The organism is Sphingomonas sp. Leaf20 (assembly GCF_001421535.1).
Taxonomy (GTDB): Bacteria; Pseudomonadota; Alphaproteobacteria; order Sphingomonadales; family Sphingomonadaceae; genus Sphingomonas.
This window is the reverse complement of record NZ_LMKN01000008.1, coordinates 977,141-996,356: the sequence shown is the minus strand read 5'-3', so window position 1 is coordinate 996,356 and position 19,216 is coordinate 977,141. Positions and strand designations below refer to the sequence as shown.

The following is a 19,216-nucleotide window of genomic DNA, read 5'->3' as shown; positions in this document are numbered from 1 at the left end:
GGGGCGATCGAATGGCTGGTACGATAACGATCCGCAAGGTCGAGACGACGCGCGATCGCAAGACGTTCATCGACCTGCCCTTCCGCCTTTATGCAGACGATCCTCACTGGGTGCCGCCACTGAAGTCCGAGGCACTCGGCCTCATCACGCCCGAGAAGAACGGCTGGTTCAGCCACGCCAAGGCGCAGCTGTTTCTCGCCGAGCAGGACGGGCGCGTCGTGGGTCGCATCTCCGCGCATATCGACACGCTGGCCCTGACGATGCCGCCCGAGCAGGGGTTCGGCCCGGGCGTCGGCCAATGGGGGCTCATGGAGGCGGAGCGCGAGGACGTCTTTCAGGCGCTGTTCGCTGCGGCCGAGGCGTGGCTGCGCGATCAGGGTATGAAACGCGTGCTGGGTCCGATCAGCATGTCGGTCTGGGAGGAGCCCGGGCTTCTGATCGAGGGGTATGACCATGCGCCGACGATCATGATGGGCCACGCCAAACCGCAATATCGCGGCTGGATCGAGCGCGCGGGCAACCTGCCCGTCAAGCAGCTGATGACCTATGAGGTCGATATCACCCGCGAGTTTCCGCCGATCGTCCAGCGGATCATCAAGTCCGGCGAGAAGAATGGCCGGATCGTGATCCGCAACGTCGACAAGTCGAAGTTCGATACCGAAGCGGCGATCATCCTTGGTATCCTCAACGACGCATGGTCGGACAATTGGGGTTTCGTTCCGCTCACCCCGCCCGAGATCAAGGACGTCGGCGTCAAGCTGAAGCCGATCGTGTTCAACGACCTGATCCGCATCGCCGAAGTCGATGGCAAACCGGTCGCGTTCATGATCACACTCCCCGACATGAACGAGGCGATCAAGCCGCTGAACGGCAATCTGCTCCCGTTCGGATGGGCCAAGCTGCTGCTTTGGCTGCGCAAGCCCCGGGTGCGGACGGTCCGTGTGCCGCTGATGGGCGTGGTCAAGGAGCTCCAGTCGTCGCGTATGGCGAGCCAGCTCGCCTTCATGATGATCGAATATATCCGTCGCGCATCGCTCGCCAACTATGGCGCGACGCGCGCGGAGATCGGCTGGATCCTCGACGACAACCAGGGGATGCGTTCGATCGCCGAGACGATCGAGAGCCGGATGAACAAGAAATATCAGGTCTATGAAAAGGCGCTCTGATCGCGCCTGACGCCCGGCACGCTAGAGAATGAGGCTGCTGCTTCCCGGACCATCGCCGCGCGCGTCGCGCGCGAGGATGCGGCCCATCGCCTCGAACAGCGCATCCATCGCGACCGGCTTGAAGATGACGTCGTCGGCCCCCGCGGCGATGCACCGCTCGCGCAGGTCGGGCGCGACGTCCGCGGTAATGACGATGATGGGCACCTTGGCCTTCTCGTCGCCGCGCGCGCGAATGATCGTGATCGCCGTGATCCCGTCCATCCCCGGCATCCGGAGATCGACCAGAACCATCTGAAAATCCTGCGCATCGAGGATCTCGAGGCCGCGCTCCGCACTCTCCGCTTCGGTCATGGTCGCACCGGCAACGCCGAGCATATCGCCAACGACCCGGCGATTCATTCGATCGTCCTCAATGAACAATATGTTCAAGACTTCCTCCGCGACGGGACCGGCAAGGCAGGCAGGCATTCCGTTACAAAAGGCTGTACGCTTCAAGCTGCCTCGGAGACAAGATCGGCAATTAAGTTGTTTTGCATTCCGGCGCTGTCAAAAAGGGCCGCGAGCAGTTCGGTACCCGAAACGGGCTTCCCGACGACACGCGTCGGCTTGACGATCAGCGCGTCGAGTTCAGGCAAACGTGACGCTGGCCAGAGCAGCGTGGTGGCCGCATCGCCCGCCGCGGCATGGATCCGCGTGATCTCCGCAGTGACATTCCCGGCGGCGTGCACCGTGACGTCGTCGATGAGGATGTGTGCGACGCGCGTCGCTTTCAGCGTCTCAACCGCCTCATCGACCGATGCGACGGCGAGCACGGAGTCGACATAAGGTGCGACCAGCGTCTTGAACATGCTGCGCATGATCGGGTTGCGATCGACGATCAGGAACGACGCGCTGGCCACCGAACCGCTTCCAGTCTCCGACCGCACGACGCTGTCGGCGACGATCAGCGGCAGGTCGAGCGTGAAAATGGTGCCCTGCCCGACCACGCTTTCGACGACGATCTCCCCGCCCATGGCCCGGGCCAGATTGCGCGAGATCGCAAGGCCAAGCCCGGTACCGCCATATTGGCGGGTCGTTCCCGCGTCGGCCTGACGGAATGATTCGAAGATATCGGCGAGCTTGTCGGCCGGGATGCCGATCCCCGAATCGGTGATATCGAGCAGCAACCGCGTCTCGCTCGAACGCAGGGTCACCGTAACGGCGCCCGCATGCGTGAACTTCAGCGCATTGGACAACAGGTTGAAGACGATCTGCCTGATCCGTGCCGCATCGCCCATGATCGTCGCCGGGCACCCCGCCATGTCGATGGTGAACGCCAGCCCCTTCCGCTCGGCCTGGACCTCCCACATCCGCGCGGCATCGCTCACCGTCGAACACAGGTCGAGCGGGCCATGCTCGATCGTCAGGTTCCCCGTCTCCATCTTCGCAATGTCGAGGATGTCGTCGACCAGCGCGCGCATCGTGACGCCCGCGCCGTGGACCACGCCCAGCCGGTCGCGCAGCCTGGTATCGAGCGCGGCGTCCGCGAGCATCACCTCGGTCATACCCAGGATGCCGTTCAGCGGCGTACGAATCTCATGGCTAGTCGTCGCGAGGAATTCGGTCTTCGCCGCCAGCGCCTTGGCCAACGCGCCGTTCGTCACCGCCAGATCGTCGTTCGCGGCGCGCACCTTGTCGCGGCTTCGACGGATCGTGACGAGGCCCACCGCGAGCATCCCGATCACCGCCAGAACCGCCGCCGCTCCCGCCAGAAACAGCAGGCGCTGCGTCCGTGCGCGCGCCTGTTCATACGCCACGCTGCGCTGGAGCTCGTCGGCGTGGAGCTTCGAGATCTTCAGTTCCTGGTTCGCAAAGTTGAACCGCGCGGCCATCAGCGCGGTGCTCGTGTTCGTCGCGAGCTTCGTCGCCTGATCGTCGAGCCGCTTGAGCGCCGCGAGATGCACGAGCGCCTCGTCGGGCCGCCCGATCGCCTTGTAAATGTCGTAGGCGACGGCATGCGCCTCGCGGAATGGCAAATTGGTCTTGGACAGGTCGACACCGTCAAAAAGCGGCGAGATCAGGGATGCCGCCCCCGCGTCATCGTGCCGCATCAAGGCAAGCCGTGCAGCGACCGGGAGGAGTCTTAGCAGACCCTGTCGAGCGTCATCGCGCGATGCGATCTGCAATGCTTCGTTGATTGCAACTTGCGCCCGCTTTGGATCTCCGGCTTGTAATTTGGTTTGCGCGATGTTGCCAAGGATCAACGACTCCAGCAACGGGCTGTCCATCGGCTTGACGGTTTTCAGCGCCAGCCGGAATTGCCCCTCCGCCTCTGGATACCGCCCCAGATCTTGCAGATACGACCCACGATTATTGTACATCGATACCAGTACGCCGGGATCCCCGCTGTACAGATCCAGCGCTTGTCCGAGATAGCGCAGCGCCGTCTCCGGATCCTTTCCGTCGGCGTAAAGTCCGCCGATCAGCATGAGAGCCTTGGCGCGATTGCGCGTGTCGGATGTCTGCCGAAAGATATCGTGCGCAGCGAGATAGTTGGCCAACGCAGCCCCGGCTTCGCCCTGTTCGCCATTTGCCCCACCGCTCGTGAGCAAAATGTTGCCGTGGAGGTTCGACCCTCTGTCAAACTTGGTGATCGTGTTAAGAGCAAGTTCGATGATCGGCGCTGCCCGGTCCGGCTGATCCAACCGGAGATAGGCCTCCCCCTGAAGCCAGTCCGCAGTCGCCGCTGCGATATGCCGGCGCCGACGATCTGGGATCTGGTTCGCCAGGGCTTGCGCAGCGAGTGCTTTGCGCACGACTGTATGGGGATCGGCCTGCATCGTCGCTTTCACATCGGCGATTGCGACGTCGAACCGTTCCTGCGCGCTTCTGGCCGTCGCGGCGATGGCAGGACCCGTTGCGAATATCAGTGAAACCGCGGCAAGCCCGGCAACGAACCTGACAGGCGCTAACACGCGGACTTCAACCGGCCTTCGCGACGACAGAGACGCGGCCGAACGGAGAGCGAATCTCCTGCGCGACACCGAGATGACGCTCTTCGTCGAGGAATGGCAGCAACGCGTCGATGCCGATCGGGCGGCTGATGAGGAACCCCTGAACCATGTCGCACCCCATGACGGACAGGAGCGCCATTGCGGATGCGGTCTCGACTCCCTCGGCGACGACCTCCATCTCGAGCGCGTGCGCGAGGTCGATCGTCGAACGGACGATCAGCGGATCGCGGTTCGAGCTCGTCAACTGCGTCACGAACAGCTTGTCGATCTTGAGTTCGCTCGCCGGCAGCTGCTTCAGATACGCGAGCGACGAAAGCCCGGCGCCATAATCGTCGATCGCGATGACGATCCCGATGTCCGCAAAGACCTGAAGATTGCGAATCGCGCTGTCCGGATCGCGAATCACCGACGTCTCGGTAATCTCGAAACCGAGCTGCGCCCCGCTCTTCTCGATCAAGGCACAGGCCTGTCGCACGAATCGGGCATCCGAGAGCAGCACGCCGGCGATATTGATGAAGATCGGGAGATCATGGCCGCGCGCAACCAGGATCCGCTGGTCGCGAATCACCTGTTCGATCGTCCACAGCGTCAACGTGACGATATCACGGCTGTCTTCGGCGATCGGGATGAAGTCGCTGGGCAGGACGAGACCGCGCGTCGGGTGGCGCCACCGCACCAGTGCCTCGACGCTCGACACCTCCTGCCGCCGCAGATGGACCTTGGGCTGATACTGCAGGAACAGCTGATCGCCCCCGATCGCCTGATGCAGTTCGCGCGCGAGAAGCTGGCGATCCACCGACGCATTGGCGATCGACGCATCGCGCGCGATCGGACCATGCTCGATTCGCGCATCCGCGAGCGCGAGTTCCGCCTCCTCGATCAGCCGCACCTCGTCATGCTGCGGCGCGTGAACCGAGGCGCCCCCGAGCGTCAGCTGGATGAGATAGCACTCACCGTCGATATCGAACGGCGTGGCGAACGCGCGCTCGATCTGATTCAGCACGAGATCAAGCTCGCACTGCGCATCGCCCTGCAGGCTGATGTCGATAAGGTCCCGTGCAGCCACCTCGGTTCGCGATTGCGGCAGCAGGGTCGCGATTCGCAGCGCTATGTCTGCAACGAGCGTATCGGCCCTGCGACGGCCGACGTGGCGCCGAAGATGCACGAAGTTGCCGACCTCGGCCAGAATGGCAAACTGCCAGCCGTGAAACGCGACCGGCGGCTGCGCGATCTCATTTGCCAATGACTCGCCTCCGGTCATGCGCACACCGCTGCATGGCAGGCCGCTAGGCGCGCAACCCGGCACGGGGCGGACAGGCGATAAAAGGGCTCGCTCATGGTGCCGACGCTAAGGGCGACGCCTGAAGAATGCGTTAAGCCTTCCCGCAACGGGACGTGACGATGGTTAATACGTCGTATACCACGTTGTTTTTTACTTAACGGCGCGTTAACTCAGTATTGCGCATCAACAGGCGCAAACAAGGGAGAACAAAAAATGCTGAAGTTCATTCTTTCGCTGGTGTACGGCACGCAGATCCGTCCCTGGTAAATCGTTAACGGTCCGGCGATCGCATGATTACGCGGAGTGACGCGCAGTCTGAGATCGCCGGGTCACTTTTGTGACAATGCATTTCAAGTTTATTTAACGCCATTTTGGGTTTGAGGCGTTTTGTAAAAGCCTGCGATCCGTAAGGGATTTTGGTCTTACGCAGGAGCGATCCTGCTCGCGTAAGCACGGCCTCCACTCCCCGTGTCATTGCCGGGGCCGAACGCAGAAGCGCGTAATTTTCGCTAGTTCGATCCAAGCGGCATCGACCGGCGCGCGCAGCCGGCCGCCCTCAAAGGCAACATCATTTCGCGATGACATGAAAAAGCCGGCACCCGTCTGATCGGATGCCGGCCTTTATCGTTTGCTCTGTCGCCCGCCGCGGTGCGAGGCGCTCAATAGTCCTTCGAGTATTTGACGCTCGCGTTCTGACCACCCTGCGACCCGGTCGACGACAACAGGCTCAGCGCCTTGGTCAACGCGATCTCGAGCTGCGTCGAGGTGAAGCCCTTCGCGTCGGTCACGATCTCCACATAGATGTTGTCGGTCAGGTACTTGCCCGCCGCGAGGCTCGTTCCACGCCCGCTCGCCTCGTCGGCACCCAGCACGCGCAGGCGATCGAACCCCGTCGCGGACCGCAGCTTGCCGAGCGGGTTGAGCCCGCCCCCACCCGACCCCCGCAGCGAATTGAGCGCGGCTGCAAGCTGGATCGCCTCGGTCGCCGATAGATTTTCCGGGTTCGTCCCGAACAGGAGCCTGCTCAACACCTCGTCCTGCGGCAACGCGGGAGTCGATGTGAACGCGATCTGCGGCCGCTCGCCGGTACCCGTGACGTTGATCACGACCGTGATGTTGTTGGTCGTCGTCGTCGCCTGGATATTGATGTCCGGATCGGTCAACGCACCGCCACGGAACCGGATCGTGCCGCGGTTCACCTCGAACCGCTTGCCTGCGAAGGAATAGGTACCGCGGACGATGTCGAGCCCGCCAGTGACGACCGGTGCGACCGACGTCCCACTGATCCGCATGTCCATCTCCCATTCCGACTCGAGGCCCATGCCGGACACGAACAGCTGGTTGGGCGCACGCACGCGCAGATCGAGCTTGATGAGCCCGGCCGGAGCCGCACGCGCCGGGCGGTCCGTCGGTCGACCCGGGCGGATCTCGCTCTTGCGACGTACGCCCGTAAGCTCGGGGACCTCGGCCTGACCCTGGCGGATGATCTCGTATCGCGCCTCGGGAACCTGGAGATCGCCCTGCAGCAGCGCACCGTCGCGGCCGTTGGTGAAGCGCACCGTACCCGTCGTCGTCGCACTCAAGGCATCGCTCTTGGCAAGCTGTGCATTGTTGAGCGTCGCGCGCAGATCGATCGGGAACCCGCTGTCAGCCGCAAGCCCGACGCTGCCCTGTGCCTGGACGGTACCGTCGCCAGCACGTGCCGCCAGCTGCGTCAGTTCGAGGCGGTCATTGTTGAACCGCGCGTTGATCCGCATCTGCGACAGCCGCGTGCCATATTGCTCGTTGTCATACGTCAGCGAGTCCGCCCGGATCAGACCGTTCAGCCGCGGCGCCTGCAACCGGCCGGAGAAATCGGCCGCGATCGCGATCGGCCCTGACAGTTGCTGGTTCGGCAACGCCGCGAGGCTGAACAGCACCGCGGACGGACCATTGTAGCGGATCCCCCCGGACAGCGGTGCAGCCATCAGTCGCTCCGACCACGAGGCCCCCGGCCCGAGCGGCTGGAGATTGGCGACCATCCGGCCGACGACGGTCGGCCCGCGACGGACGAGTGCGCGGCCCGTGCCGCCTTGTGCGCCGAGCGTCCCGGCGAACACGATGTCGACGGGGTCGGAAATCGCGGCGATCCCGGTCCGCGTGAAGTTGCGGACCGTGACGCGGGCATCCGCCGTCGGAACCGCCGCGCTGCCCGATTGCGCGAAGTCGAGGCTTCCCGTGGCGTTGCCGCCGATACCGAGGCTCGGCATGAGTGCGCTCAGGATCGAGAGATCGAGCTTGTCGAGCCGCAGCTGAGCATTGAGCCCGCTGCCATAGCTTCCCGCGAGGCGCGCCGCGCCCGCATTCGGTCCCTGCCCGAAATCGATCCGCGTCGGCGCGAGCCGGTAGGTCCCTGCCGTCGCGCTGATCCGGGCTGGATTGGCCGTGCGGAAATCGATGCCGTTCGCCTGGCCCTTGAGCGCGACGAGATACGAATCGGGGCTGAGCTGCGCGTTCATCGCGACGCGGAACGGTACGCCGCTCGACCCCGTCGCCAGCGCCTGCGCGGTACCCCGGCCACCGACATAATTCACCTTCGCGCGCGCGGCCGACAGCACGACCTCGCCGTAGCGCATGTCGGCGACCTGGACGTCGGCGATCACTTCCGGCGCCTTGGGGTACATCACCGCGTGCGCGTTCACGATCGCACGCCCGATGGTGAAGTCGACCATGCCGGGAATCTTGGCGCCATAGGCACGCGCGGCGACATCCGCGCGCTGGTAACCGCCCTGGTTGCCCAGCCGGACGTTCCCCTGGAGCCCCTGCCCTGCGAACTGCAGCGCGCCCGCGAACGGCCCCGGTGCCGTCTGCACGACCCGGCCGCTCGCGACGATCCCTGCGAATACGACTCGCCTGACGTCGACCGCCAGCTGCGCCGCGGGCGTTACGAGCACGTCGGCGGTGAACGGACCGTAATTGGTCCCCCCGCTCGCGACGACCGCATAGGCGCCGTTGCGTCCGACGATCCGCGCCTGGAGATTGACGAGGCCGACGCCGACGCCCGGCCGCGGTGCGCGCAGGACGACGACGGGCGCGGTCGCACTGCCCGTCACGCGCGCGGACAATGGGCCATACACCGTCGAATACGCGTCGGCATTGACCAGCACCACGCCGCTGGCCGGATCGAACCGCCCCTCGCCGCGCGTGATGCGGAACTGGGGTGCATTCATCCGCAGGTTGCGGAACGTGACGATCCCCTCGGGGCTGTAGCCGATGTCCGAACGGATGATCGCATTGCCGCCGAGGAACGTGCGTGCGCCCTCGTTGAAGATCTGCGACGTCTGCGCGACGACGCGGCCGGTGATCCCGAAACCACCATTGGCCCCGGGGACCAGCTTGGCGTCGGTCGACAGGTTGACGATCCCGATACCGTCGACGCGGTAGTTGTTGATCCGGCCCTTCAGCGCACCGGTGTAGCGACCCGTCGCCATGTTCGCGACGACCACGGCGGTCGCGTCGATCTTGTCCGACCGGATCTTGAGGTTGTCGGACAGGACGTTGACGCCCGAGATCGCGAAATCGCCATCGATCGCGACGTTGGTCGCAAGTCCGCCGACCGCCGCGTTGAGCCCCGTCACGCGACGCGCGCGAGCCTTGACCGGTACCAGGATCCGGTCGCTGTTGATGCGTGCCAGACCCTCGGCGTAGAGGTTCTCGACGCCCATGTCGCCGAATGCGATCGTTGCGGCACGCACCTTGTAGTCGACCGTCGGTGTCGCGAACGCACCGTCAAGCACGACACGCGCCGTCACGTCGCGGCCGCGCAGATTGGGGAGGATCGCACCCGGCGTCAGCAGCTTCGCGTCGACCGCAAAATTACCGAACCGGCTGTTCGCGAGATCGATCAGGCCGCCGGCGTCCACCGCCAGCGCATCCGACTTCAGCGTGATCCGCGTATCCGCCTTGCGGTCGTTCAGCGTCGTGTCGATCGCGACGTCGAGCTGCGGCGCGGTCAGCCGTTCGACCGGCCCTTCGAGATAGAGGCCCGGGCGAGTCGCGCCGCGCACCTCGATATGTCCGTTCTTCGCGGTCAGCGCGAGATTGGCGAGCTGCCCCCCGCCAAGTGTCGCGACCGCACGTCCCTGCCATGCCGCCCAGCTGCCGCGGCCATCGACGGTTGCCGTCAGTGGCGCCTTCAGCCCGCCCATCGTCGCGACCACGCCGCCAACGGGCGCCGCGAGCTTGAGATTGACGTCGAACTTGTTCTGCTCCGGCACCGCATCGAGCCGCAGCATGAGCCGATCGCCACCGGCAACGCCCGGCCCGCGCAACGCGGCGGCGTTGGTGGTCAGCTGAGCGCGCTTGTCGGCGATATGCACCGCGCCATCGATCCTGACGATATGCGTCTGCCCCGTGACCGGCTTGCCGATCACGAACCGGTCGATCCGCAGCCGGTTCACGTCGATGTCGAGGTCGGGCAGCAGCGGCGCGTTGGGATCGCTCGGCGTCGCTTTCAAAATCGGCCGGCGCTGGAGCGTCACCAGCGGGGTCGTCAAAGCACGCACGTCGACATGATTGCGCGCAAACGCGAACGGCCGCCAGTCGACCGCCAGCCGTGGGCTGGTGAGGAACACGCCCTTCGTATCGGACACGCGCAGATCGCTCAGCGTCATCGCGCCATAGATCGAGCCATCGATCCGCCCGACCTTGATGTTAAGGCCCGACGCGGTCGTGTAGCCGCCAATCTGATCCGCAACGAGGCGACGGCCGGGATCGGTGTTGATCCCGAACAGCACCAGCAACAGCAGGACGACGATCCCGACCACCGTCACGACGATCCATTTCAGGATACGCTGCCAGAGGGGGCGCTTGTCGATGCCCCCGCCGTCCGCGTTCGTCACAGGGTCGACCACCGGGTCGTGAGCGGGAGGGGTGCCGTTTTCGGCCATCAGAATGCCTGCCCGATCGAGATGTAGAGTGCGACCTTGCCGTCACCCTCGCGCGGGTTCAGCGGCGTCGCGATATCGACGCGCATCGGCCCGAAGCTGGTATAGAAACGCCCGCCGATACCCGCGCCGTAGCGCAGGCTCGAAAGGTCGGGCGTCGTGCTCTCGTAGCTGTTGCCCGCATCGACGAACGGGACGATCCCGAAATCGCCGAACCGGTACCGCGCTTCGAGCGCGAATTCGTTCAGGCTGCGTCCGCCGACCGGATCGCCATTCGGATCGAACGGCCCCAGCCGCTGATACCCGTACCCGCGCACCGATCCGCCGCCGCCGCCATAATAGCGACGCGACGGCGCCAGGTCGTCGCGGGCGACGCCCTGGATCGTCCCCGCCTTGGCGCGGCCTGCGATCACGATGCTGCTCGATACGGGATAGTAGAACGTCCCCTCGACCATCGCGCGGACATAGGGCCTGACCGCCCCCTGGACCGACGTTTCAGGACTCAGATTGACGCGGAGGCGATAGCCCTTGCTCGGATTGAGCAGGCTGTCCGACCGATCGAACAGCACCTGCCCCGGCAGCGCGACGATGCCATAGGTCCGCCGGACGTTTTCGCCACGCGTGAAGTCGTAGACGCTCTCGTTCGTACCGACGAGCTCGCCGCCATAATAATATGTCAGCGGCTTTTGCCAGATCGGCGTCGAATCGTAGCTCCAGCGGACGCCGACGCTCGTCGTGAACGCTTCATAGGCGTCGTAGTTCGAGTGGTTCGCACCCGCGGTCAGGCTGAACGTCCGATCGCGGCGGCCGGCATTGGCACGACGGAACGTCCCCGCGACACCCTGCTCCTGCGTGCCTGCGATCACCGACGCGATCAGCGCGCCTTCGTACGGGAAGAGATTGCGATGCTGCCAGGTGCCTTCGGCGCGGAACCCCTGCCCCGTCGAGAATCCGACGTTGCCGCCCAGCGTTCGTGCCGGACCCTTGGTCTGACGGACCAGCAGATCGACCTGCTCGGTGCCATCGGCATTGATCTGTCCGGTGCGCTGCGGGACCACCGAAACGCTCTGGAACAGGCTGGTCGCGACCAGTGCGTTGCGCAGGTCGTCGGTCAGGCGGTTGTCGTACAGTTCGCCAGGCTCGAACCGCGGGAAGACGTTCAGATGCTCGATATTGAAGACCGTGTCGCCTTCAGTGCGCAATTGCCCGAACGACGCGCGCGGCCCGACATCGACCGGAAGCGTATACGCGCCCGTCGCGGTCGGCGACTCGTCATCGAGCAGGATATCGCGCTCGCCGACCTTGACGAACGGATAGCCCATCTGCGGGAGCGTCAGCGAGACGTTCGCCTCTGCGCCCTGGATGCGGTCGGCCTGGATCGCATCGCCGACCTTAAGCGGCAATTGCTGCCGCACGAGATCGGGTGGTGTCGTCTGCGCGGCCTGCACCACGATCGACGACAGCGTGTACAGCCGGCCGGGCTGCGCGCTGACGATGGCCTTCAGTCTGCCCGGCGTTCCGGCGGCGGTCTCGATCGTCGAAATGGCGGTGGCATCGTAATATCCGAGCGATTTCAGCAGCCGGACGACCAGCGCCTCGTCTTCCTTCGCCCGCGCCGAAACCTGCGTCGCGTTGGCGGCCTTGCCGCCGCCCTTGAGCGCGGACAACGCCTTGTATCGTGCCTCCAGCCCGTCCCCGGCATCCGCAAGCCCCTTGATCTCGGCATCGTACCGGATCTCGGGGGCATTCTTGTCGCGGATGTCGGCACCGGTCGCCAGCGGCGCGGTGTCGTAGCTGGCGAGCGCGGGGAGCGGCTCGACGAGCTGCGGATCGTTCGGCCCGATCGGCGGCAGCACATCGCCGGACGCGGTGACCGCCGGAGCGCTCGACGTGGCCGGCTGAGTCGCTGGCGCGGTCTGCGGCGTGTCGGCGATCATCGGCTCGAGCGCCGCGTTGATATCGCCCGACAAGGGCGGCAGCGCGCTGTTGAATTCGGCGTCGGGAACGATCGGCGCGTCGGTCGCAGGGGACACCGGCGTCGACGATTGCCGATCGATGCGAGGGGCGTCAGGCCCCTTGGCAGGCGCAGACCCGGGCTGTGCGAGCTGCGCCGCGGCGGGCTGGATGAGGCCATTGGCGCCCGCCGCCAAAGCGATGGCGAGCCAATAATGCCGTCCGGTCGAACCTGTCACGCTAACTGCGAGTCCCCTTTGAATAGGGCGACCGCATTCGATTCATCCCCGTTAGCTGTTCCGAACGCTCGAAAGTTCTGAAAGTTTCGCACCGTTGCGATTTACGCGCAGCCGACCATGCCCGCGACCGGCAGGATCACCGTGTCGCGTCCCGGCCGGTCGATCCGTAGCGTCGCCGCAGGGATCATCGCCCCCGACGCGAGATCGTCGCGCGACACGATCGTCATGTCGAGCGCGATCGTCAGATCGCCGCCGCGATAGGTCGTGACACCGGCAAAGCCGAAGCCGCCGGCGCCGCTTTCATCGGCACGCAGGTAATCGATCGGCTTGCCGTCGATCGCGACCCGGATCCGCCCCGTTTCCGCCCCGGCCATCGCCACCAGCGTCCGGTCGGTCGTCCCCCACAGGAACGCGGCACACCCCTTTGCGGGCATGACCTGCTTGCCGATCGGACCCAGCATGGGCGCCGTGCTGCCCGATTGCCCCCCAGTCAACGAAGGGGCGGTCTGCGGAGTAGCGGTCGGTGGAGACGCGGTGGACGACGCTTGCAACGCAGCGGCAAAAAGCAATCCGATCATGGCGCGGTCGTTATCATGAATAGCCAGGCCGGATAAGCGGCGATCGCGAGCAATGCGCCGAACGGGAGCGCGGTGTCCGCGGTCACCGCGGCGCCGCGCAGCCGCGCCGACAGTACGACACCCAGCCCGATCATGCTGCCGATCAACAGGATCGCGGGCAGCATCTGCCAACCCACCCATAACCCGATCGCCCCGAACAGCTTCGGATCGCCGGCGCCCATCCCCTCGCGGCCCCGCAGCCGTCGATAACCGGCGGCAATGAGCCACAAGCTGCCATAGCCCACGCCGCCGCCGATCAGCCGGTCGATCGCGATCGGTCCGATACCGGCGATCCCACCGATCGCGCCGCCGATCGCCAGCAGGCCGGTCAATCGGTCGGGAAGCCAGAACGCGACGATGTCGAGCGCGGCAAGCGCGAGCAGGATCCAGCCAAAGACCGCACCGGCGACGCCCTCCGCACTGGGGGCAACGATCCCGGCGACCGCGCCGATCGCAACCGCGCAGGCCTCGATCCGCCAGTGGATCGGATCGATCGGCGCGCGGCAATGCCTGCACCTTCCTCGCGTCAGCACCGCACTGACGAGCGGGATCAGCTCGATCGGGCGAAGCACGCGACCGCAATGATCGCAGCACGACCGTCCCTCGACCACCGAACGATCCTGCGGCCAGCGGATCACGAGCGCCGCGATGAAGCTTCCGAAGATCGCACCCAGCCCGCCGAGAAGGACCGCGGCGACGAGCGGCATCGGCAGGTTTGCGATATCGATCATGCCTGCCGCGTGACGAGCGCCTGCCCCGCCGTCAATCAGGGAAGCGTTTCTTCCGCATCGACACCCCAGAGCGCATCGACCCTGACGAACCCGGCCTGCCCCTTGACGTCCATCAGGCACCAGCCGTTCGCGCACTGGCTCAGCCGTCCGACCACGCCGGGTGCGGCCCGCCACAGCAGTTTCGCGCTTTCGCTCGGACGCGCGCGCAGATCGATCGGCACCCCGCCGCGGACGATCGCGGTCCGCGTGGCGCTCATCAGATTGGCCTGCATCCAGCCTTCGGTGCCATCCGGATCGGCGATCTTGCGCCATTCCTTGTGGATCGCGACGACTTTCACGGGCAGGTCGGCGCGCTGGTACAGCCAGCTTGCCGGATAGGTGCGCGCAGGCCCCGTCCGTGTCCGCGCCCGCCCCGCCGCGATCGACGCGTAATAGGGGACCTTCCGGTCCGGATCCGCCGCGGCCGCCGGTTCGACGATCAGAAGCAACGTGGCGGTGACGGCGAAACCGACGGCAAAGAGGCGCATGGCGATATCCTGTAGCCCGACGCAGCCCGCGGGTTGCCAATCCCTATCGCGCCGAATGCTCCGGTTTCAACCACTAAGCGCAGGCCAGTGCGATCGCGCGCGATCGCGGGAACCGGCACGTGCGACGGGACCCTGCCGCTTCTTCGTTGACGCCTGCGACGGGGTTCGCCAAGCCGTCGGCATGCCCGATACCCGTCGCTGCCCCAATCCGAAGGTCGTCGTCACGCGCGAACTCGCGAACGTGGTCATGGACCGGATGGAGGCGTTGTTCGAAACGCACAACAACCGCGCAGACGAGAAGATGTCGCGCGACGCGCTGGCGGCCGCGATGGCCGACTGCGACGTGCTCGTTCCGACGGTGACGGACGATATCGACGCCGCGCTGATCGCCGGTGCCGGCGACCGCCTCCGCCTGATCGCGAATTACGGCGCCGGGGTGAACCACATCGACCTCAAGGCCGCACGCAACCGCGGGATCATCGTCACCAACACCCCCGGCGTCCTCACCGAGGACACCGCCGACATGACGATGGCGCTGATCCTGTCGGTGCCGCGCCGGCTGGCGGAGGGCGAAAAGCTCGTTCGCTCGGGAAGCTGGACCGGCTGGAGCCCCGGCGGGATGCTGGGCCACCGGATCGGCGGCAAGGCGCTCGGCATCGTCGGCATGGGTCGGATCGGCCAGGCGGTCGCGCGGCGTGCGGCCGCGTTCGGGCTGTCCGTCCACTATCACAATCGGCGCCGACTGCCCGTGTCGCTCGAAACCGCGCTGGGTGCGACATGGCATGATTCGCTCGACGAGATGCTCGCCGCGGTCGATATCGTCACGCTCCACACGCCGCTCAATGCCGACAGCCGCGACCTGGTCGACGCGCGTCGGATCGCGTTGCTTCGCCCCCATGTCTTTCTGATCAACGCGTCGCGTGGTGGTATCGTCGACGAGGACGCGCTGATCGACGCGCTCGAATCGGGGCGGCTTGCGGGCGCCGGACTCGACGTCTGGCGGCATGAGCCCGAGATCGATCCACGGCTGCTCGCGCTCGATAACGTCGTGATGCTGCCGCACATGGGCTCCGCGACGTTCGAAGGCCGGATCGCGACCGGCGAGAAGGTCATCCAGAATATCCGCATGTGGGCGGACGGACACCGCCCCCCCGATCAGGTGCTCGAAGGCTGGGCCTGACCGGTTTTTGGGAACCGATGCTGCGACGCGGCATTAGTTGGATACCCCCGGAGAGAAGGAGTATCCCCATGAAGAAGATCGCAGTTTCCGCCTTGCTGGTCGCATCCGCCGTTTCGATGAGCGCGTGTTCGACGCTGAAGGGCGCCGGCATCGGCGCAGCGGGCGGCGCAGGCGTCGCCGCAGCAACCGGCGGTAGCGTCGAAAAGGGTGCGGCAATCGGCGGCACCGGTGGTGCGGTCGTCGGCACCGTGGCAAAATGATCGGACGCGCGGGCCGGCCAACGGCCCGCGCGAACCGCGTTCAGGCGTGCGTGCCGAGCAACGCTGCGCCGAACCCGATGAAGATTCCGCCCGTCGCGCGATCGAACCCGCGGCGCAACGCGGGACGCCGAAGATGCCGCGCCAGCGTGCGCCCGCACATCGCGTAGACCCCGTACCAGAAGCTTTCCACGACCGCGAAAGTGACGACCAGGATCGCGAACTGCGGCGCCTGCGGGAATCCCCTGTCGACGAACTGCGGCAGGAACGCCGCCGCAAACAGCAGCAGTTTCGGGTTGCTGATCCCGATCACGAAGCCGCCGCGAAACAGCCGCCGCGCCGAGGCCGCGACGGGCAGCGCATCCGATCCGACATCGACCGGCGCACCGGCGCCACGCCATGCCTTGATCCCGAGAAACACGAGATAGGCGACACCGGCATAGCGCAAGGCGTCGAATACGCGCGGCCATGCAGCGAGCAACGCGGATACCCCCGCCGCCGAGGCGGCCAGCACGAGCAGGAGCGCGCACAGGCATCCCGCCATCGCGGCGATGCTGCGCCGCGCCCCGAACGCAACGCTTCGCGTCATCACATGCAGCATGTTCGGCCCCGGCGTCCCGCAGAGCAGGAACACCGCGACGACGAACAGCCACCAGAGATGCAAGGTCATCGCCACCCCTCCCCGTCACCGCCGAACGACGTTTAGTCGCCCGTCAGGATCCGATCGACGAGCTGCCCGACGCTTGGCACGAAGCCGTTCGAGTAGAACGGGTCCTTCTTGAAGTTATACGCGGCATGGCCCGCGAACATCAGGTTCTGCTCGATATCGCCGCCATGCGCGATGTCCTGCAACGTCTTCTGGATGCAGAAGCTGCGCGGGTCGGCAAGGCGCCCGGTCGAATTGGTCTCGGTATCCGCCCAGCTCGAGAACGAGCATTGCGACAGGCAGCCCATGCAGTCGGCCTGATCCTTGCGGATCATGCCCTTCTCGTTCGGGCTGACGAACACCAGCGTGTTGTCGGGCGTCTTGAGCGCATCGGTATGCCCCTCGCCGAACCACTGGCGTGCGCGCAGCAGGTCGTTGCGCGTGACCCAGAAATTCTTGCCCTTCACGCCGACGTCGAGCTGGAACACATGGTCGCCCGCCTCCTGCGTCGAGAACGCAATCTGGCGCTCGGACCGCGCCTCGAGGCTGCGCAGGAACGGGTTGCGCACCGCGGACGAATAGAAGCCGGTCGGCGAGAATTTGTGCAGCAGCACGTCGCCTTCTTCGATCTGCGTCAGCGCGTTCTTCCAGCCCTCGGGAATCGGGCTTTCGCGCGTCAGCAGCGGGCGCGTGCCGAACTGGAACGCGATCGTGCCGAGCTCGGGATTGTCGATCCAGTCGTTCCAGTCGCGTAAGTACCACACGCCGCCCGCCATCACGATCGGCACGTCGTCGGAGATGCCGCCCTCGCGCATCACGTCGCGCAGTTCCTTGACGCGCGGATAGGGATCCTGCGGCTTGAGCGGGTCCTCGGCGTTCGACAGGCCGTTATGCCCGCCCGCGAGCCACGGATCCTCGTACACGACCGCGGCGAGCCACTCGGCCGCCTTCGAATAGGCGCGCTTCCACAGCGCGCGGAACGCACGGCCCGAGCTGACGATCGGCAGATAGCTGACGCCGTAGGACGCGGTGATCTCGCTCAGCTTGTACGGCATGCCCGCGCCGCAGGTGACGCCCGCGACCTTGCCGCGCGTCCGCTCGAGGACGCCGTGCAGGATCCGCTGCGCGCCGCCCATCTCCCACAGCACGTTGATGTTGATCGCACCCTTGCCGTCGGCGATCTCGTACGCGCGCTCGACCTGCTGGACCGCACCGTCGATCGCGTACTGGACGAGCTCCTCGTGCCGGTCGCGCCGCGTCAGCGCCGCATAGACCTGCGGGATGATCTTGCCGTCGGGATCGTAACTATCTGCGTTCACGGCGGAAACCGTGCCAATGCCGCCCGCTGCAGCCCAGGCGCCAGCGGACGCGTGATTGGTCGCAGCGACACCCTTGCCGCCTTCCACGAGCGGCCACACTTCGCGACCGTTATAGACGATAGGCTTCAGGCCCTTGAACACGACGTCACCTCTCCCGGAAAATACGGCCCCCTATATCGCAAGGACGCAACGTGCGAGCAAATTCAGAGCGGGGTCAACGCCCCCGGCCGCCCCAGCGCCTCTTCGTACAGCGTCCGATAGCGCGCGATCATCACCGACTCGTCGAATTCGGCCGTCGCGCGCGCGCGGTTCGCAGCGCCGATCGTCGCGCGCAACGCGGGATCGGACACGAGCGCCTGCAACGCGTCGCGCAGCTTTACCTCGTCGGCATTGGCGGTGATGAAGGGCGCGTTTTCCGGCGACACCATCCGGGCGACATCGCCCACCGGATAGCTCGCGATCGGCAGCCCCGCCGCCATCGCCTCGACCACCGAGATCGGAAATTGCTCGCTGCGCGACGATAGCGCGAGAATGTCGAAATGGCCGATGTAGCGATAGGGGCGGTCGAGAAAACCGGGCATCACCAGCACTTTGCCAAGCCCCATTGCGGCGGCGGCCTGCTGGATCCGGGCGCGTTCCGGACCCTCGCCGATGATTACCAGCCGCACGCGCCCCGACACGCCGCCGACCGCACGCACCAGCGCGGCCAGGTCCTTCACCTCGCGCAGTCCGGCAAGCGCGCCGATCACGACCTCCTTGCTGTTCGGGACGAACCCGGGGATCGCCTTGGGGTCGGGCTTTTGCGCGTAATAGGCGGTGCCAATGCCGTTCACGATCCGGTGGACGCGCTCGCGGGGTTGTTTCCACGTCCGCAGCGCGATGTCCTCGAGCACTTCCGAGGGCACCGCCAGCGCGTGCGCCGCCCCCAGCGCGAGCCGGCGATAGATGTTGCGCTCGATCTTGAGGCCACCGGCTTCGTCCGCGTTGAAGCCGTCCTCGTGGTGGACCAGCGGCGGCGCCCCCTTGCCGAACGCGCGGCGCGCCATTGCCCCGTCGATCGCGCCCCAATTATACGTCAGCACGAGGTCGAACCGCCGCATATACTGCGCGATCGCCTCGTACCGCTTGACCGACGGCTTGCCGGTCAGCGGCGGCGGGTTCTGCGCGATCTCGTACCGGATGCCCTTGGCGATCGACGCCTGCGCGCCCAGCGCATCGGGCACGCCCGACACGATGCTGTGCTTCGCGCGATCGCCGAACGCGTTCATCAGCCGGACCGCCCGCGCCTCCTTGCCGCCGAGATCGAACGAGGAATGGAGGTGGAGGATGTTGACGGGAGCGGCCATGCCCGAGCGATGCCGATTCCCGCCGCCGGGTTCAA

General features: G+C 65.9%; 15 protein-coding genes. 4 read left to right on the top strand and 11 right to left on the bottom strand.

The genetic code is table 11. The features are described from left to right. Positions 1-11 precede the first annotated feature (11 nt). Entirely contained in the window at positions 12-1,166 is a 1,155-nt protein-coding gene (locus tag ASE72_RS12840) for a hypothetical protein (RefSeq protein ID WP_056021659.1), read from the top strand. 21 nt (positions 1,167-1,187) lie between these two features. Here ASE72_RS12840 and ASE72_RS12835 read toward each other — a convergent pair whose 3' ends face one another. Both ASE72_RS12835 and ASE72_RS20900 read right to left on the bottom strand, forming a co-directional pair. Next, entirely contained in the window at positions 1,188-1,595 is a 408-nt protein-coding gene (locus ASE72_RS12835) for a response regulator (protein WP_056022353.1), read from the bottom strand. Between the two features lie 62 nt (positions 1,596-1,657). Then, positions 1,658-3,256, bottom strand: a complete 1,599-nt coding sequence (locus tag ASE72_RS20900; protein WP_056022349.1) for a sensor histidine kinase — start codon at positions 3,254-3,256, stop codon at positions 1,658-1,660. A 312-nt stretch (positions 3,257-3,568) separates the two neighbouring features. On the opposite strand from ASE72_RS20900, the gene ASE72_RS20895 reads away from it, so the two are divergent. Beyond that, positions 3,569-4,078 carry a hypothetical protein gene (locus ASE72_RS20895; protein WP_235532344.1) on the top strand — a complete coding sequence of 170 codons (510 nt, stop codon included), beginning with the start codon at positions 3,569-3,571 and terminating at the stop codon, positions 4,076-4,078. 49 nt (positions 4,079-4,127) lie between these two features. On the opposite strand, the gene ASE72_RS12825 is transcribed toward ASE72_RS20895, so the two are convergent. The 6 genes from ASE72_RS12825 to ASE72_RS12800 all read right to left on the bottom strand — a co-directional run bounded on the left by ASE72_RS12825 (position 4,128) and on the right by ASE72_RS12800 (position 14,433). Further along, positions 4,128-5,402, bottom strand: coding sequence for an EAL domain-containing protein (locus ASE72_RS12825; RefSeq protein WP_235532343.1), 1,275 nt, complete (start codon positions 5,400-5,402; stop codon positions 4,128-4,130). Between the two features lie 698 nt (positions 5,403-6,100). Next, positions 6,101-10,369, bottom strand: coding sequence for a translocation/assembly module TamB domain-containing protein (locus tag ASE72_RS12820; protein WP_082445974.1), 4,269 nt, complete (start codon positions 10,367-10,369; stop codon positions 6,101-6,103). After that, the gene (locus ASE72_RS12815; protein ID WP_056021654.1) at positions 10,369-12,558 is read right to left on the bottom strand and encodes an autotransporter assembly complex protein TamA; all 2,190 of its coding nucleotides are present in this window, start codon (positions 12,556-12,558) and stop codon (positions 10,369-10,371) included. The genes ASE72_RS12820 and ASE72_RS12815 overlap by 1 nt, the downstream gene beginning before the upstream one ends. Positions 12,559-12,659: 101 nt before the next feature. Further along, on the bottom strand, positions 12,660-13,019 hold the full coding sequence (locus ASE72_RS12810) for a hypothetical protein (protein ID WP_056021650.1): 360 nt from the start codon (positions 13,017-13,019) through the stop codon (positions 12,660-12,662). A gap of 113 nt (positions 13,020-13,132) precedes the next feature. Beyond that, positions 13,133-13,906 carry a prepilin peptidase gene (locus tag ASE72_RS12805; protein WP_082445973.1) on the bottom strand — a complete coding sequence of 258 codons (774 nt, stop codon included), beginning with the start codon at positions 13,904-13,906 and terminating at the stop codon, positions 13,133-13,135. 35 nt (positions 13,907-13,941) lie between these two features. Then, positions 13,942-14,433 carry an SH3 domain-containing protein gene (locus tag ASE72_RS12800; RefSeq protein ID WP_056021647.1) on the bottom strand — a complete coding sequence of 164 codons (492 nt, stop codon included), beginning with the start codon at positions 14,431-14,433 and terminating at the stop codon, positions 13,942-13,944. Positions 14,434-14,614: 181 nt separating this feature from the next. Here ASE72_RS12800 and ASE72_RS12795 point away from each other — a divergent pair, with 181 nt between their 5' ends. Then, a complete protein-coding gene (locus ASE72_RS12795; protein WP_056021644.1) occupies positions 14,615-15,613 on the top strand; it encodes a 2-hydroxyacid dehydrogenase in 999 nt (332 codons plus the stop codon). Between the two features lie 68 nt (positions 15,614-15,681). Next, positions 15,682-15,873 carry a hypothetical protein gene (locus tag ASE72_RS12790; RefSeq protein WP_200916249.1) on the top strand — a complete coding sequence of 64 codons (192 nt, stop codon included), beginning with the start codon at positions 15,682-15,684 and terminating at the stop codon, positions 15,871-15,873. Between the two features lie 40 nt (positions 15,874-15,913). Here the strand turns inward: ASE72_RS12790 and ASE72_RS12785 are convergent, their stop codons facing one another. The 3 genes from ASE72_RS12785 to ASE72_RS12775 form a co-directional block, all read right to left on the bottom strand. Continuing rightward, complete coding sequence (locus ASE72_RS12785) at positions 15,914-16,540, bottom strand: LysE family translocator (RefSeq protein ID WP_056022337.1); 627 nt, start codon at positions 16,538-16,540, stop codon at positions 15,914-15,916. Between the two features lie 32 nt (positions 16,541-16,572). After that, positions 16,573-17,976 carry an NAD(P)H-dependent flavin oxidoreductase gene (locus tag ASE72_RS12780; protein WP_056021641.1) on the bottom strand — a complete coding sequence of 468 codons (1,404 nt, stop codon included), beginning with the start codon at positions 17,974-17,976 and terminating at the stop codon, positions 16,573-16,575. A gap of 62 nt (positions 17,977-18,038) precedes the next feature. Continuing rightward, the gene (locus ASE72_RS12775; protein WP_056021638.1) at positions 18,039-19,181 is read right to left on the bottom strand and encodes a glycosyltransferase family 4 protein; all 1,143 of its coding nucleotides are present in this window, start codon (positions 19,179-19,181) and stop codon (positions 18,039-18,041) included. Between the last annotated feature and the right edge of the window lie 35 nt (positions 19,182-19,216).